This is a genomic window from Streptomyces clavifer, from assembly GCF_036345975.1.
Lineage (GTDB): Bacteria > Actinomycetota > Actinomycetes > Streptomycetales > Streptomycetaceae > Streptomyces > Streptomyces clavifer.
The window spans coordinates 181,527-197,270 of sequence record NZ_CP107793.1 but is presented as its reverse complement, the minus strand read 5'-3'; the positions used below and the strand labels follow the sequence as shown (position 1 = coordinate 197,270).

Annotated in this window: 10 protein-coding genes; 7 read left to right on the top strand and 3 right to left on the bottom strand. The window is 68.8% G+C overall.

What is annotated here, in order from left to right; genetic code table 11:
• Positions 1–6 precede the first annotated feature (6 nt).
• Entirely contained in the window at positions 7–897 is an 891-nt protein-coding gene (locus tag OG927_RS00810; protein WP_330319501.1) for a TauD/TfdA dioxygenase family protein, read from the top strand.
• A 170-nt stretch (positions 898–1,067) separates the two neighbouring features.
• Here the strand turns inward: OG927_RS00810 and OG927_RS00805 are convergent, their stop codons facing one another.
• Positions 1,068–1,325: a hypothetical protein gene (locus tag OG927_RS00805; RefSeq protein WP_206431872.1), complete on the bottom strand. Its 258-nt coding sequence runs from the start codon at positions 1,323–1,325 to the stop codon at positions 1,068–1,070.
• Between the two features lie 172 nt (positions 1,326–1,497).
• Complete coding sequence (locus OG927_RS00800) at positions 1,498–2,703, bottom strand: glycosyltransferase (protein ID WP_330319500.1); 1,206 nt, start codon at positions 2,701–2,703, stop codon at positions 1,498–1,500.
• Between the two features lie 587 nt (positions 2,704–3,290).
• Here OG927_RS00800 and OG927_RS00795 point away from each other — a divergent pair.
• The 4 genes from OG927_RS00795 to OG927_RS00780 all read left to right on the top strand — a co-directional run bounded on the left by OG927_RS00795 (position 3,291) and on the right by OG927_RS00780 (position 7,379).
• Positions 3,291–3,875, top strand: coding sequence for a hypothetical protein (locus OG927_RS00795; protein WP_199862892.1), 585 nt, complete (start codon positions 3,291–3,293; stop codon positions 3,873–3,875).
• 600 nt (positions 3,876–4,475) lie between these two features.
• Positions 4,476–4,955: a hypothetical protein gene (locus OG927_RS00790; protein WP_241192011.1), complete on the top strand. Its 480-nt coding sequence runs from the start codon at positions 4,476–4,478 to the stop codon at positions 4,953–4,955.
• 185 nt (positions 4,956–5,140) lie between these two features.
• Positions 5,141–5,794 carry a DUF6357 family protein gene (locus OG927_RS00785; RefSeq protein ID WP_056790018.1) on the top strand — a complete coding sequence of 218 codons (654 nt, stop codon included), beginning with the start codon at positions 5,141–5,143 and terminating at the stop codon, positions 5,792–5,794.
• 337 nt (positions 5,795–6,131) lie between these two features.
• Complete coding sequence (locus tag OG927_RS00780; RefSeq protein ID WP_056790021.1) at positions 6,132–7,379, top strand: DUF6357 family protein; 1,248 nt, start codon at positions 6,132–6,134, stop codon at positions 7,377–7,379.
• A gap of 554 nt (positions 7,380–7,933) precedes the next feature.
• Here OG927_RS00780 and OG927_RS00775 read toward each other — a convergent pair.
• Positions 7,934–8,263, bottom strand: coding sequence for a hypothetical protein (locus OG927_RS00775; RefSeq protein ID WP_330319499.1), 330 nt, complete (start codon positions 8,261–8,263; stop codon positions 7,934–7,936).
• Between the two features lie 631 nt (positions 8,264–8,894).
• Between OG927_RS00775 and OG927_RS00770 the strand changes: the two genes are divergently transcribed.
• Both OG927_RS00770 and OG927_RS00765 read left to right on the top strand, forming a co-directional pair.
• Positions 8,895–13,211 carry a HAMP domain-containing protein gene (locus tag OG927_RS00770; RefSeq protein ID WP_330319498.1) on the top strand — a complete coding sequence of 1,439 codons (4,317 nt, stop codon included), beginning with the start codon at positions 8,895–8,897 and terminating at the stop codon, positions 13,209–13,211.
• Entirely contained in the window at positions 13,208–15,634 is a 2,427-nt protein-coding gene (locus tag OG927_RS00765) for a SpoIIE family protein phosphatase (RefSeq protein ID WP_056790023.1), read from the top strand. Before OG927_RS00770 ends, OG927_RS00765 begins: the two co-directional genes overlap by 4 nt.
• Positions 15,635–15,744 lie beyond the last annotated feature (110 nt).

The window sequence follows — 15,744 nt, the reverse complement described above, 5'->3', positions numbered from 1 at the left end:
ACCTCCATGGAGGAGTACGCACTCCAGGCGGTCGAACGCCTGACGACCCGTTCGACCGAGCCGTACGAGACGATCTCCGTCACGCCCGTGACTCCGCTGCTGGGCGCCGAGGTGACGGGCCTCGACCTGTCCCGTGAACTGTCGTCCAGCCAGGAAGCCGAACTGAGGCGTGCGTTCCTCGCCCACCACGTGCTGGTCTTCCGCGACCAGGACATCACCCCCGAGCAGCACAAGCGGTTCGCCGCCCGCTTCGGCGAACTGCACCCGGTGGCACTCGCGGCCGAAGACTCCGACCCGCACATCCTGGAGATCAGGGCCACCAAGGAATCCCGGGCCATCGCGGGCAACGGCTGGCACGCCGACGGCACCGCCGACCCGGAGCCCTCGCTCGGCTCCATGCTGTACATCACGGAGACCCCCGAAGGGGGCAGCGGCGGGGACACCCTCTTCGCCAACATGCACGTGGCCTACGAACTCCTCTCCCCGGCCATGCGCTCCTTCCTGGACGGGCTCACCGCCCTGCACGACGGCTCCCTGCCCTGGGCCACCGCCGGACAGACCCCACCGGCGGAGTACGACGTCCCCCGCACCGAGCACCCCGTGGTCGTCCTGCACCCGGAGACCGGACGCAAGCTGCTCTTCGTCAACGGCCCCTACACCTCGCACATCACCCAGCTGGCGAGGCCGGAGAGCGATGCGCTCCTCCAGATGCTCTACGCGCACATAGCCCGCACACCCCTGCTCCAGTGCCGCATACGCTGGCAGCCGCGCACTCTGGTGTTCTGGGACAACCGCTGCGTACAGCACCACGCGGTCTGGGACTACTTCCCCCACGGCCGCTACGGCCAACGCGTCGCCATCAACGGCACCCGTCCCCAGCGAGGTACCACCGCCTGACCCGGTGGCGGCGTAGAGTGCCGCCCCATCCGGCCTGCCGACGACGGGCCCGCCGGGGGACCGTGTGTCATCGGCGAGCCCGAGGTGTAGGCGGTCAGGGCCTGCCGGGGCCGGTACGCCGGCCCCGACGGATGGCCCGCGCACCCTCACCCCTTGAGGACCCCTGCCTGTCAGGCGGAGAGTGCGGAGGCCTCGTCCGGACGGGAGGCGGTCGTCCGCCACACGGTGGTGACGGTCGTTCGTCCCGGGCCGTCTGGAGGGCGCGGGCGTTCGTGCCCGGCCGTCTGGAAGGCGCGGCCGTCGGCCGGATCGAGCGGCGCGGCCCCGTGCACATGGAGTCCCGGGCGGCGCAGGGGCGCCGTGACCAGTCCGGCGAGCTGCTTCTCGGTGCTGCCCGAGGTGACTCTGCGGGCGCCGGCCCGGCCCACGGGAAAATGAAAGGCCCCGCTCCCCCTGCTTGGTGACCTTCGTCATCGAAGGCGGGTACTGCCCGGGCATGAGCGCTCCCACTCATCTCCGCGGCGGAGCTGAGGACGGTGAGCCGTCGACTGCGTTGCCGCGGACGGAGGCATGGCGGCCGGAGGACCGGGCAGGCCTAGCTCACCGGAGGGAGTCGAGCAGCAGTCCCGCCGCCACCTCCGCTCCGTCGGTGTGGATCCGGCCGCCCAGAGCTCCGGCCCGCGCCCGGGCCCCGGGTGACAGGGCCGCCCCGAAGGCGACGGAGATAGCCTCGGCGGTCGGCGCCTGACCATCGATCGCCGCACCGATACCCAGGTCTGCCACCTGGCCGGCCCAGTACGGGTTGTCCGCCAGCTGGAGAGGCACCACCACTTGCGGCACACCCGCCCGTGCGGCCGTCACCGTCGTGCCCGCGCCACCGTGGTGGACCACAGCGGCCACCCTGGCGAACAGACGCTGATGGTTGACCTCGCCGACGGCGAAGCAGTCGTCTCCGTCGTCCACCAGATCCAGCTCCGCCCAGCCACGCGAGACGAGCACGCGTTGCCCCCGTGCGCGGATCACCTCGACGGTCTTGCGGACGATGTCCTGCGACGGGCGCAAGCTGCCGAAGCCCACGTAGACCGGCGGCGCGCCCGCGTCCAGGAACGTCAGCAAAGCGGCAGGGAGGGGGTGTTCGTTGGGCAGGTACCACGCACCCGTCTGTGTCACGTCGATGCCCGGGGTCTCCCGCCACGGTCCCAGGACCGGGTCCGCCGCCAGCCACGGCCGGTCGGTGAGTACATGGTCGCGGACGTTGTCCACCGGTGGCAGACCCAGCGACGTCCGGTGGCTGTTGAGCGGCTCGGCGAACTGCGCGTTGACGTTGCGGGCGTCCAGCTCCCACAGCGTGCGGTTGTCGTTCACCTCAGGCTCCGGCCAGCCGGGCCGCGGTGGTGGCGCATGGTGCGGCGACGGCAGGTTGACCGCCGAATAGCCGGCATATACGTAATGGATGCCCGCAGCCTCTGCCACGGACCGCGCGGCGATCTGCGCGAGGCCTGCCGCCACCAGCACGTCACATCCGTCAGCCGCTTCCGGGAAGACGTCGAACTGCGTGTCGACCATCTCGGTCCGGTACCGGGACAGCTCCGCCGCCGTCGGCAGAGTCGTCCCGCGCATCAACTCCCGTACGGGTGGCCCGACCGGCACCAGCCGCACACCGAGACCGGCCAGCCGCTCCGCGAACTCCTCGTCCGGCGGGGCGCACATCCGCACCTCCGCGCCGAGCTCCTGTAGCCGCACCGCGAGCGCCACCAGCGGTTCGACATCGCCACGAGTCCCGTATGTGGACAGCAGCACTCGCATTCGGCGTCCTCTTCCGTTCCGTCTTCCCGTAGGCATGAGCTTGCGCCCGCACAGGTTCTGAGTGATCCTCATGAACGGTGCCAGATCAGGCCGTTGCCGGTGAGCGGCAGCAGTGTACGTCGCCCGGTGGTGAACGCCGCGCCGGCACCCGATGCCCCGGCCCATGGCGGGCCTTGCTCCGCACGGGCGCAGGTGAACGCAGCTGCGGGCGGGGGGAGTCGCCGGTGCACAAGCCGCCCGGGGTGCGGCGACGGCAGAGCTCCGATCCGGGCTGCAGCGAGCAAACCGTCCAGGCCCCTCGCCGAGATCTCGTTGATCACCGCTTCCTCTCGCGTGGAGCCGTCTTCGGTGACTACGGTGAGAGCCGGCGCGTCGTCCGGAGCGACTGCACGGCGTCGGCCTCGGCTGCCCGAACCCGGTGAGCCATGCAAGGTTCCCGATCGTCAACACAACCTGAGAGCCGGTCAATGCGCAGATCGTCCGTGCCCGTCCCCGATGTTTCGATCATCTTGCCCTGCGCCGGATTCGGAACGCGCTTCGGTGCGCCCTACTCGAAGGAGCTGCACTGTCTCGCTCCTGGGGTCACTGTGCTGGACCGAAGCCTGAAGTCCGTTGTCGAACTGGCCGAGAGCGGACTCAACGTGCGCCTGGTGGTCGTGTTCAGGACACACAAGCTGGACACGGTGAGTTACCTCGCGCGCTATGCCGAGACCTTTCAGATGGTGTTCGTCTACCAGGACGAGTCGCTCGAACCGGGGCTCGACGGAGCCATCCGGTCCGCCCTGCCGATGACGCAGGGCCCAGTAGCCCTCGTGCTGCCTGACATCGTTGTCTCAGGCGTTGGTAGTGCCGGTGTCCTTCTCGCCGCATTGCGACGGACCGATGTGTCGGGCTGGAGCGTGGTGGCGGTCGAAGAGCGGGATCCCGTCATGCTGCAGCAGATGGGCGCGCTCGGTCTGGTCGAGAGGGGCGGTGTCCTGACAGTAGGGGCAGCCGAGGACAAGCCGGCGCACGCTTCGGGCTTCAACGCGTTCTGGGGCATGGTCGCGGTCTCCGAGGAGGAGGCGCACCGCCTGCCCGACGTGGTGAGCAAGGGCGTGGACAGTCCTCTGACCGGTGCGGTCGCTCACATGGTGGAGCGAATAGTCAACTACAACACGGCCGCGGGCTGACCACCCGGTCGCACCACTGTGTTCTCCCCGCCCGCGCCGGTGCGTGAGCAGGACCGGCCGCGCCGGCCGGACGACCGGGGCACCACAGCCCACCGTCCGCAAAGCTCTCCTCGACGGGGAGCCGCGCGAGGACTGGCTGCCACCCGAGGGCATGTGCGGCCCCGGCGCGACGGCAGCCGCCTGCGGCCAACCTCTGTGCGGGCGCAGCCGTACCGACCGGAGATGTGACAGCCCCACCCGGTCTCTGCCGGGGACGGTTCGGTGCCACCCGGGCCGGAGCCGTCGACCCGAACGGAAGAAGCACTGAACATGACCGGGCAACAGGGCTGTTGGACGGAACTCACCGGCGGACAAGCAGGTGAAGAGTGCCCAGCGCTTCGCGTGGCTCGCCACGTCGGGCGGCCCGCGTCGTGGCCCACGGGCTGGTCCTGCGCGAGAGTACCGAGGGCGCGGCGGGGCGCGACGGGGTGTGGTGACCACCCGGCACACTGACTCCCGGTGGGGTCCGTCGGCCTGGCACGCGGCAAAGGGTTCGTGATCACCATGGTGGATGGTGAGGGTCGCTGGTGTCGGAGCAGTAGTTGAGACAGCATGTGGCGCATGGAATGGATGCCTCTGCTTTCCACGCTGACAGGTGCTGCCATCGGCATCGCTGCCACCCTGATCGCCGATCGCAACAGGTGGCGGCGGGAGGAAGCACGTCACGCGCTGGAAGTCCGGCGCGCCGTGTACACCGAGTACGCCTCCACCCTCAAAGACGCGGGGGAAGAGATACGGGCTGTTGCCCTGGGCGATCACATGTCCGAGTCGGCGCGTGATGCGGCAGTGCGCGAAGCCTTCCGTGGAACCGGATTGCACATGGTCAGCGAGCAACTCTGGCTCGTGGGACCGCCGCTCGTCGTCGCGGCCGGGAACGAGGCGTTTCACAGCCTGCGTCGGATGCGCGACGCCTATGCCCGCGGGGTCGTAGTCGGTTCCGCCGAGGACAGGGCCTTCATCCAGCAGCGCCGCGCCGCCATGGCTGAGATGCGCCGCTGCATGCGTGAGGACCTGGGCGTCGGACCCCTCGGGATCGAATGACCTACGGCCGGCGAAGAGGCCCGGAATCGCCAGGCCGCGAGCAGTCACCCCTGCCGGCTGTCGGCCCGGCGCTCGTCAAGGGCCCGTGGTTGGCCCGGCGCTTTTATGAGCCTGCTGGTGCCTGGCTTGATCAAATCTGATTCGACTAGGCTGGTGGAGGTATCACATGTAAACGAAGGACACATATGGCTCGCCCGTACAACCCCGGACCGAAGCAGTTCGTCTTCGCTGTCGGCGACGGCAACGATCAGCGGGTGTCTGTGGGCGATCCGCAGGAAGCCTACGTGGCATTCTCTGCGTTCTTCCGGGAGCGACATTCTGGCACCTACACCATCGAAGATGACTCGGCGGGTCAAAGCTTGGTGCTCATGCCCGGTCAAGGTGTGATCGGCCGGACCGAAGTGGCGGATAATCCTCGGTCGGAATACCTCCAGGTCGATAGAGCAAATCGCTACCTGCCGAGCGCGATGCTGTTCTTCGAGAACGGATATGCCGGCCTGGACTACTTCGGCCAGTGGTTCTCGGACCTCGCCGACCTCGACGCGTCACCGGAGACCCGCGGTGCCACCCGCGCTGCCACGATCACGACCGAAGCCGCGGCAATCCAAGAAGTTGCTCGGATATGGGCGGATTCGGGCGCCGTAGACCCGAGCAACGAGTGTTACGTCTTCTTCGACTCGCATGGCGTCGGCGATGCCCGAGCTGAACGAGCCGAACTGCTCAACTTGATCGAATTCCTCGGTATCGAACGAGTCGACGCCCCGGCCGAAGCCGCCGGGGGTGAAGTCTGGGTGCGCACCGACAAGCGCCTCGACGTCGAATTCGAACGGTGGTCATGAACAGATGCTGGGGACGGTGCCGCGATGATCGCCGGGACCCGAGCCCAACCGCGTGCAGCAGGCGCTGTCCTGGAAGAGACTTGCCCACGAGTCCACTTCCGTATCCCTCTGGTGGCCCGCAGTCGACGGTCCCCATCCGGTCGCTTCTCGACGAGACCGGTGCCGGACCGGGCTTGTTCTGTACCGGAACATGACGGCGTTCAGGTTCAGCGTCCGACTTGCTCCCGCCCCCTGACGAACCTGTTCACTCCGGGCAGCGTGGGCGCAGACGAATGCGGCCGGTCAGATCGGTGCAGGCAGGGCTCGCCAGTCTTGTCCGATGGGTAAGACTGACCCCATGAGAGACATCGTTTTCACGCGTAGGAGTGGCTGGATCCCGAACGTGATCCGCGAGGACGGTGAACTGCGGCTCATGCTCGGTGCCGGGGCCGACGCCAACCATGAGCCTCGCACGTTCACGTTCTCGATCGAGGAAGCCCACCTTGCGGTGATCCGGGCGGACCTGGCCAGACACCTGCTGCTGTGGAGTGCGGTACTTCCGCTGTGCGACGCCGCCGGAACCCGGGGCCTGCTCGACGAGAACGCTGCCGTCGCGCTCCTGGACCCGATCCTCCTCTCCGAGCCCGCGGACGTCGACTCATTCTTCCAGCGCACCCCGTGGGACAGGGGTCGGCTCATTGCCCATGGGGCTGACATCGATCTGCTCGAGCGTGGTCAGGTCTGCGCGGCGATGCGCGCGGCGACAGAGACGTCCAACGGGAAACGAGCTCAGAACTACCACGCGGACCGCCGTCGCGCCGAGCGCGGAGTGGTACTCGGTCCACTCGACGCCGCGATCCTGACGTACACGGGCCAGTACCTGCACGGCGCGACGATTCCGAGGCGCATGCCCGACGCCGTCGCCCCGGCGCTGCTGCCCGAGGTCATGCGTGTGATCGCCACCGCGGAGCAGGCGTGCGCCGGGACGCGGATCGCCCGCGATCCGCGAAGGGGAAAGCGCGCCACGGACAAGCGCGACTGGGATCGAATGGCGGCGACAGTCGACGCAGCCGTGCGCGGCGCACACCCTGAGCTCGTCGACGACGCGGTGCGTACCGTGAGCTTCCTGATGTGCTCGGAGGCCGCGGACCGCTCCAGGAGCACGCCCATGGAGGACGACGAGGGGGCTGCCGGCGACCGCGCCGCGAGGAAGAGGGCCCTGTCGTTCACCGACGACAAGGGCGTCGAGAAGAAGTGGCTCCCGGACAGCCCCCGCACTGCCACCGCGGAATTCTGGGAGTTCGTCGGCGATCGCTCTGCCGGGGACAACGAAGTGTTCACCATCGAGGACGAGGCGCTGGGAGAAGGGATCCAGCTCCACTTCTACGCGGACTCCATAGCCCGGGTCACGACGGTGCGCGAGGGGGAAGGCGGTTCGGAGCCGGAGTACCGGGTCGAGTACAGCCTGGTCGACGGGATCGGCGGGTACCGGAACCTGGTGAGCACCTTCGTCCGCAGCGGCTGCGCCGGCCTCGAACAGCACGGCTCTTGGATGTCGGACGCCGCTGAGCTCGAGCGCGCGCGCCGGCGACGTCATACCCAGTAGCCCCAGCGGTAGCCCGAGCACGCGTCGTCGTAAGGACCTGCGCGAGGTGGGGACGGATATCTATCAGCCCCCACCTTGCTGGTGGGTAGGGCTCCTTCCTCGGCGCGATGTTCTCCGGCTCGACGGCATCGTGCACTGCTTCGCCTACTGCACCGTCGACACCGGACTGGACGAAATCGTCCGAGCCGCTGTAAGTGGAGACCGTATGAGTGACGGAATCGCCTGGGTCGGTGAACACAGCGCCACAGGCAGGTCAGCCGCTGTTCCGGGCATGCTCCGAGGGATATCGCTCACCTGCGCCCGCGGCTTCGACGCGGACGAGCTCCTCATCGGGCTGGGTGCCGACCTCGACAAGCTCGCCGACCGTACCGGGCCTGGTGGGGAAACACAGCTCACCGAGGCCCTTGCACGTACCGCACAGCGCGCCTGCGAATCAGGCTCGGCCGCCGCTCTTCGAGCCGGGATGCGGTCATGCGCTTCGCACAGCACCGCTCGTGCAACCCGGTGGAGGGGCCCATCGGCTCAGAGGCTGTATCACGCCGGCCACTTCAGGATCATTCCATGACGTCAAGATCTCCATGCGAGAACGCGGTCCGGCAACGTGCGACCTGCTCGGCCACCTGCTCCATGAACCAGCACATGATGTCGTAGGGGACGACTCGCTCGCCTTGGCTGTCGATGCGGAGAGTCGGTTCCAGGTCCGGATCCTCGTCGGGGACGAATGCCGCGAGGAAGATCCTGCCGTTCCGGTGCACGAGGGGGGACGAGGGCTCGGTGTCCATGGGGACGGCCTCGCTCAGCTCCAGGCACCAGGAGTTTTCGGACAGGGAGTAGATGTGCTGGACAGCGTAGTGACGTCCGGCGTGTTCCCGCAGCTCAGGCATGACCGAAGGCTGACACAACGGTCAGGCCGAAGTCGCGCTGATATTGCTTCCTCGGCGGCGGAGCGCACCTCGGCTGCGCCCGAGGGGACACCCGCAGGCCAACAGCTGCTTCTCGGAGCTGGACATCGGCATCGCTCAGGACTCCGAGGCTCTCAATCGGCTCGAACCATCGCGCTCATGCATCCGGATGACGTGCGCGAGGGGAGCCCTCTCGCAGGGGAGGGCGGAGCCTGCCGACGCGGCGTTCCTCCGAGCCGCGGCGTCCCCGCTTCGGGACTCCTTCGACCACGTCGTCCGGATTTACTGGACCCTGATCGCCACAGGCCTCGCCTCCACCACCTCGTCGAGGAGTCCACTCCATGGTTCTGTCTCTTCTCCGGGCCTGCCCCTCCGAGCTGACACGAGCCGGGCATGCCCCGTGCAAGGCCGCCTCCACGACGGGCAGCGCCTCGCACCGACCGGAGGGGGATGACTTCTCGGGCCGACACCGGGGTACTCTGCTTCACAGTTGCCTAACGGCAACTTTTTGCCGACGTGGGGGACGTCGGAGGGGGAGGGCGCGCAATACGGGCCCTTTGGGTGGCATGCCGCTTTGAGGCGGATGCCGGGCGAGCCTATTGAGGATTTGGCCATGGCAGAGACGACAGCTGAGAACAAGCGGCCGGTGCAGCGCCCTCGTGCCCGGGGAGCGGGGAAGGTGGGCGAGCCGGAACTGCGCCAGCTGCTGGCAGGGCTCACAGCAGTGCGCGACGGAGACTTCGGTACGCGTCTGCCGGACGGGGCCGAGGGACTGCTCGGCGAAATCGCCACCGTGTTCAACGGCATGGTCGACCAGCTCTCCCTGTTCACGTCCGAGGTGACCCGCGTGGCTCGGGAGGTCGGCACCGAGGGGACGCTCGGTGGCCAGGCAGAGGTGCCCGGCGTATCCGGCACCTGGGCCGACCTGACGGACTCCGTCAACGCCATGGCGGGCAACCTCACCACCCAGGTCCGCGACATCGCCCACGTGGCCACCGCGGTGGCCAGGGGCGACCTCTCGCAGAAGATCGATGTCGATGCCCGGGGCGAGATCCTCGAACTCAAGAAGACCATCAACACGATGGTCGACCAGCTGTCCGCTTTCGCCGACGAGGTGACCCGCGTGGCCCGCGAGGTCGGCACCGAGGGCAATCTCGGCGGGCAGGCGGATGTGAAGGGTGTCTCGGGTACCTGGCGGGACCTGACCGATTCGGTCAACTTCATGGCCGGCAACCTCACGGCGCAGGTCCGCAACATCGCCCAGGTGACGACTGCCGTGGCCCAGGGCGACCTGTCGCAGAAGATCACGGTCACCGCCCGCGGCGAGATCCTGGAGCTGAAGGACACCATCAACACGATGGTCGACCAGCTCTCCTCCTTCGCCGACGAGGTGACCCGTATGGCACGGGACGTCGGCACCGAGGGCATTCTCGGCGGGCAGGCGGATGTGAAGGGTGTCTCGGGTACCTGGCGGGACCTGACCGATTCGGTCAACTTCATGGCCGGCAACCTCACGGCGCAGGTCCGTTCCATCGCCCAGGTGGCTACCGCCGTGGCCGAGGGTGACCTGTCGCAGAAGATCGGCGTCACGGCCCGGGGGGAGATCCTGGAGCTGAAGGAGACCATCAACACGATGGTCGACCAGCTCTCCGCCTTCGCGGACGAAGCGACGCGTGTGGCACGCGAGGTGGGGACCGAGGGCAAGCTGGGCGGGCAGGCGACCGTCCGTGGGGCTTCGGGTACCTGGAAGGACCTCACCGACAACGTCAACGTGATGGCCTCCAACCTGACGGGACAGGTGCGTTCCATCGCCCAAGTGGCCACCGCGGTCGCCCGGGGCGACCTGTCCCGGAAGATCACCGTGGACGCCGAGGGCGAGATCGCGGCGCTCGCCGAGGTCATCAACACCATGGTGGACACCCTGTCCGCGTTCGCCGACGAGGTGACCCGGGTGGCGCGCGAAGTCGGGACCGAAGGGCGGCTGGGCGGTCAAGCCCGCGTCCCGAACGTCGCGGGCACGTGGAAGGACCTCACGGACAACGTCAACTCGATGGCGAACAACCTGACCGGCCAGGTCCGCAACATCGCCCTCGTCACCACCGCGGTCGCCAACGGCGATCTGTCCAAGAAGATCGATGTCGATGCCCGCGGCGAGATCCTGGAACTGAAGACGACCATCAACACCATGGTCGATCAGCTGTCCTCCTTCGCGGCCGAGGTGACGCGCGTCGCCCGCGAGGTGGGCAGTGAGGGCCGTCTGGGCGGCCAGGCCGAGGTCGAGGGCGTGTCCGGCACGTGGAAGCGCCTCACCGAGAACGTGAACGAACTCGCCGGCAACCTCACCCGCCAGGTGCGGGCCATCGCCGAGGTGGCGAGTGCGGTCGCCGAAGGCGACCTGACCCGTTCCATCACGGTCGACGCTTCCGGCGAGGTCGCGGAACTGAAGGACAACATCAACTCGATGGTCGGATCCCTGCGCGAGACGACCCGGGCCAACCTGGAACAGGACTGGCTGAAGTCCAATCTCGCCCGCATCTCCGGCCTGATGCAGGGGCACCGCGACCTGGACATCGTCGGTGAGCTGGTCATGGACGAGCTCACCCCGCTCGTAGCCGCCCAGTACGGTGCCTTCTACCTCGCCGAGGAGACTCCCGAGGGCACGGAACTGCGCGTCGTGGGTTCGTACGGCCGGCCCGTCGGCAGTTTGGAGCACGGCCGCTTCCGCATGGGGGAGTCCCTCGTCGGCCAGGCTGCCCACAGCCGCCGTACGATCGCCGCGGACGGCGTCCCCGGCGACTACATCAGCATCTCCTCCGGACTCGGGCCGATGCCCCCCGGCAGCCTGATCGTGCTGCCGATCGTCGTCGACGACCAAGTGCTGGGCGTCATCGAACTGGCCTCCTTCACCCCGTTCACGACCGTCCACCGCGACTTCCTCGAGCAACTGATGGAGATGGTGGGCGTCAACGTCAACACCATCGTCGCCAACGCGCGCACGGACGAACTCCTCGGGGAGTCACAGCGGCTCACCGGCGAGCTCCAGTCACGCTCCGAAGAACTGCAGGTGCAGCAGGACGAGCTCCAGCGGTCCAATGCGGAACTCGAGGAGAAGGCGGCGCTGCTGGCAGCCCAGAACAGCGACATCGAGGGGAAGAACCTGGAGATCGAGCAGGCGCGCCAGGAACTGGAGGAGAGGGCCCAGCAGCTGTCGCTCGCTTCCACCTACAAGTCGGAGTTCCTGGCCAATATGAGCCATGAACTGCGCACCCCGCTCAACAGCCTGCTGATCCTCGCCCAGTTGCTGGCCCAGAACCCGACCCGCAACCTCACGGTCAAGCAGGTCGAGTACGCCGGGATCATCCACTCGGCGGGCAGCGACCTGCTCCAGCTGATCAATGACATCCTCGACCTTTCCAAGGTCGAGGCCGGAAAGATGGACCTCAACCCCGAGCGCTTCACGCTGCGGCAGCTCCTGGACTACGTCGAGGCCACGTTCCGGCCCATGACCACGCAGAAGAGCCTGGCGTTCACCATCACCACCGCCCCCGGTGTGCCGGTCGACCTGCTCACCGACGACTCCCGGCTCCGGCAGGTCCTGCGGAACCTGATCTCCAACGCGGTGAAGTTCACCGAACGCGGCAGCGTGGAACTGCGCATCGAGCCCGCGGCCGACCGCGAGCTCCCCGGCGCGGTGCACCGTGGAGGAGCGGTCGTCGCCTTCCGCGTGCAGGACACCGGCATCGGCATCGCCGAGCAGCAGCTCGAAACGATCTTCGGCGCGTTTCAGCAGGCCGACGGCACCACCAGCCGTAAGTACGGAGGCACGGGGCTGGGGCTGTCCATCAGCCGGGAGATCGCCCATCTGCTCGGCGGCGCCCTGACCGCACGCAGCGCCCCTGGCGAGGGCAGCACGTTCACCCTGTACCTGCCGGTCGCACGCGCCGACTTCCAGGACCAGGCCGCGGCCGAACTCACCTCTGCCGTGGCTCCGGCCCCCGACGACGAGGCGCGCGAAAGCCGCAGGCAGTCCGGACCCGTGGAGCCCGCACCGCGCAAGCCGCGCCGACTCCTGGTCATAGAGGAGCGCCCGCGCGGCCTGCTGTCCCTCGTCGCCGAGAGCGCGGTGGCCGAACTGACCGGCAGCCACGGGAGCGAGGACATCGAGGTGATCGCCGCGGTCGGCCCCCAGGACGCAGCGAGTGCCCTGGCCGCGGCACCGTTCCACTGCGTGGTCCTCGAACTCGACATGGCCGACGACGGCGCGCGCGGGTTCCTGGACGCGGTCGACGGAGACCCCGCCCTGAAGACCGTTCCCGTGCTCGCGCACAACAACCGCCGTATGGACGCCGCCCACGAGCGGGAACTCCAGGCCAGGGGCCGGGTCCGCCCGCTGGAACTCCTCTCCAGCCTGGACGAGCTCCGCGAACGCATCGCCCTCCATCTGTCGGCCGAGCAGCCGGGCGCCGTCGTCCCCCTGGTGCGCGGCGAGGAGATGGGCCCTGCGGTCCCCGAAGCCATCGACGACAGCCTCCACGGCCGGACCGTCCTCGTCGTCGACGACGACGCGCGCAACCTCTACGCGCTCAGCGGCATCCTGGAGATGCACGGTGTCAACGTCCTGCACGCCGAGAACGGCCTCAAGGGGATCGAGGCACTCCGCAAGCGCCCGGACATCGACCTCATCCTGATGGACGTGATGATGCCGGAGATGGACGGCTACACCGCGACGCTGAAGATACGGGAGCTGCCCGAACACGCCGCTCTCCCGATCATCAGCGTCACCGCGAAGGCCATGCCCGGAGACCGGGAGAAGAGCCTCGCGGCCGGGGCCAGCGACTACGTCACCAAGCCGCTGGACGCCAACGACCTCATCGCCTGCGTTCGCCAGTGGCTGACCGTCCAGTCCGACGAAGCGCCGGTGGTGTCATGACCCGGAGCGAAGCGGTCGGTGCGGGCGCGGTGGGCCGCGGGGAGCAGTCCGGCGCCCTCGTGCCTGCCGCGTCCGAAGGCCCGGTCTCCGCCGTGGGACGCCTCGCCGCCACGGTGCAGCGCCTGCGGGCCGAGGTGCGCGAGGCGCATGCCGAGGCTGACGGGCGGGCCCTGATCGAGCTGGCCAAGGGCATTCTCATCGAGCGGCTCGGATGCGGTCCGGCCCAGGCGGCACGCCAGCTCACCGAGCTGGCCGACCAGGCCGGCCTGTCCCCGCTCGAACTCGCCGCCGACATCATCAACGAGGCCGCACGCGATCACGTGGCCCGGGCCGCGGAGGACTTCGTCCGGCAGACGAACGGCAGCTCCGAGGACGAGGAGGCGGATCACCACGGCAGTTCCGTCGCCGTGCGCCTGCGCACCGCCGAGTGCGCCGCGCTGGCCGCGAGCGACACCCAGGCCGTCGCCGAATCCCTGCTCCAGCACGCACTCGCGCCTCTGGGCGCCACGGCAGTGGCCGTCTGGGCCGCGGGTCCTGACGCCTCGCTCACCTTGTGCGGCCACGCCGGTTTCGCCGTCGGCGAGGCCGAGCGCTGGCGCTACGTACCGCCCGGTGTGGCGACCGTGGCACGCCAGGCGCTCACCGATTTGCGGACGGTCCGGGTCCCCTCACTGGCCGAGGCCGGCGTCCCGTCCATCGGCCACCGGCAGAATCCGCAGAGCGGCCGTGTCGCCCTTCCCGCCGGGACCGGGGGCCGCATGCACGGGGTGCTGGAGATCTGCTGGCCCCAGCACCTGCCCGACCACCCCCCTGCCGTCGTCCGCCAGATCGAGGCGCTGGCCGAGCTGTGCGCCCACACCCTTGAGAGCCTGCCCGTCGGCGGGCCTCATCCGAACGACCGGGAACCGGCCGGCGTCGCCGAGCTCGTGCACCTGTCCGAAGGCCTGTACGACCCGGCTCTGGTCCTCACACCGCACCTGGACAACGAAGGCACCCTCGTCGACTTCCGGATCCGGCACGTCAACAGCCACTTCCTGGACCCGGCAGGGCGCTCCCGGGGCGCGGTCGACGGGGCTCTCCTGCTTGAGGCCTACCCCATGGCCGCCGGTGACAGCGAACTCTTCGAGAAGACGGCACGCGTCTATGCCACGGGGGAGCCCTTCCGGGCCCGGCACATGACGCTGACCGCGCTCATCGACGACGTGCCCCTGTCCTCCGTCGCCGATCTCAGCATCACCGGATACAACGGCAGTGTGCTGCTGATCTGGCGCATCGAGGACGAGACCGCCCGGCTCGCCAGCCTCCTCCAGCACGCACAGCGTCTGGGCCGGATCGGCGGATTCGAGGAGAATCTCGTCACCGGGGGCATCACCTGGAACGGACCGCTCTTCTCGCTGTACGGGCGTTCCGTCACCGATAACCCGGTCTCCCTCCACGACCTCGCCGACCACGCGCACCCCGACGACGCCGTGGCCATCGGCCGGTTCCTGCGCGCGGTGCTCTACCACCGCAAGCCCGCCTCCACCGCATTCCGCCTGGTGCGGCCCGACGGGGTGACCCGCCACATCCGGGTGATCGCCGAACCGGTGCTCGGTGCGGACGACCGCCTGCTCGCGGTCCGAGGGGCCTACCAGGACATCTCCTCCCAGCACTGGACCGAGGTGGCTCTGGCCGCGACCCGTGACCAGCTCGCCCACTCGGAACAGGAATCGGCGGAACGCAATCGGCTGACGCTGCAGCTGCAGCACGCCATCATGCCGCCGACCCAGGCGCCGCTCGACGCACCCGGCCTCGAGGTCGCCGTCCGCTACCGTCCGGCGGAGACGGAGTCCGAGGTGGGAGGCGACTGGTACGACGCCGTCGTTCTGCCCTCCAAGCAGATACTCCTGTGTGTCGGGGACATCGCCGGCCACGGCATCAAGGCCGCGACGGGGATGGTCGTCCTGCGGAACGCCATGCGCGGCCTCGCCATCACGGGGGCGGGTCCGGGGCAGCTCCTGTCCTGGCTGAACATCGTGGCCCACCACCTCACCGAACAGGTCACGGCCACAGCGGTCTGCGGGCTGTTCGACCCCGAGACCCGGATCCTGCGCTGGGCCAGGGCAGGCCATCTTCCCCCCGTACTCGTGCGGGGCGAAGAGGCTTTCAAGCTGCCGCTGCTGCGAGGGCTGCTGCTCGGTGCCCTCGCAGAGGCCGAGTACCAGGAGGAGGAGATCCAGCTCGAGCCCTCCGACACCCTCCTGATGTACACCGACGGGCTCATCGAACGCAGGGACACCAGCGTCGAGGACTCCTTGTCCCAGCTCCTCACCACGGCGAAGGCAGCAGCACCTTCACTGGAACGGAGGCTCGACCGCTTGCTCACCCACAGCGAGTCGGACACGGACGACGACACCTGCATCATCGGCGTCAGGGTGGGGTGAAGGCGCTCCGGGAGTCGCCCGTCCGGATGGTCCGGCAGAACCGCGGACGTCGGCTCCGGCAGCCGCTCACGGGACGTGGTCACGGCATGGCCGCGGGCCGGGCCCGGCGG

Coding starts and splice junctions, on each gene's coding strand:
- OG927_RS00780 (WP_056790021.1), top strand. CDS start 6,132: ATGAGAGACATCGTTTTCACGCGTAGGAGTGGCTGGATCCCGAACGTG.
- OG927_RS00800 (WP_330319500.1), bottom strand. CDS start 2,703: ATGCGAGTGCTGCTGTCCACATACGGGACTCGTGGCGATGTCGAACCG.
- OG927_RS00785 (WP_056790018.1), top strand. CDS start 5,141: ATGGCTCGCCCGTACAACCCCGGACCGAAGCAGTTCGTCTTCGCTGTC.
- OG927_RS00810 (WP_330319501.1), top strand. CDS start 7: ATGGAGGAGTACGCACTCCAGGCGGTCGAACGCCTGACGACCCGTTCG.
- OG927_RS00790 (WP_241192011.1), top strand. CDS start 4,476: ATGGAATGGATGCCTCTGCTTTCCACGCTGACAGGTGCTGCCATCGGC.
- OG927_RS00765 (WP_056790023.1), top strand. CDS start 13,208: ATGACCCGGAGCGAAGCGGTCGGTGCGGGCGCGGTGGGCCGCGGGGAG.
- OG927_RS00775 (WP_330319499.1), bottom strand. CDS start 8,263: ATGCCTGAGCTGCGGGAACACGCCGGACGTCACTACGCTGTCCAGCAC.
- OG927_RS00770 (WP_330319498.1), top strand. CDS start 8,895: ATGGCAGAGACGACAGCTGAGAACAAGCGGCCGGTGCAGCGCCCTCGT.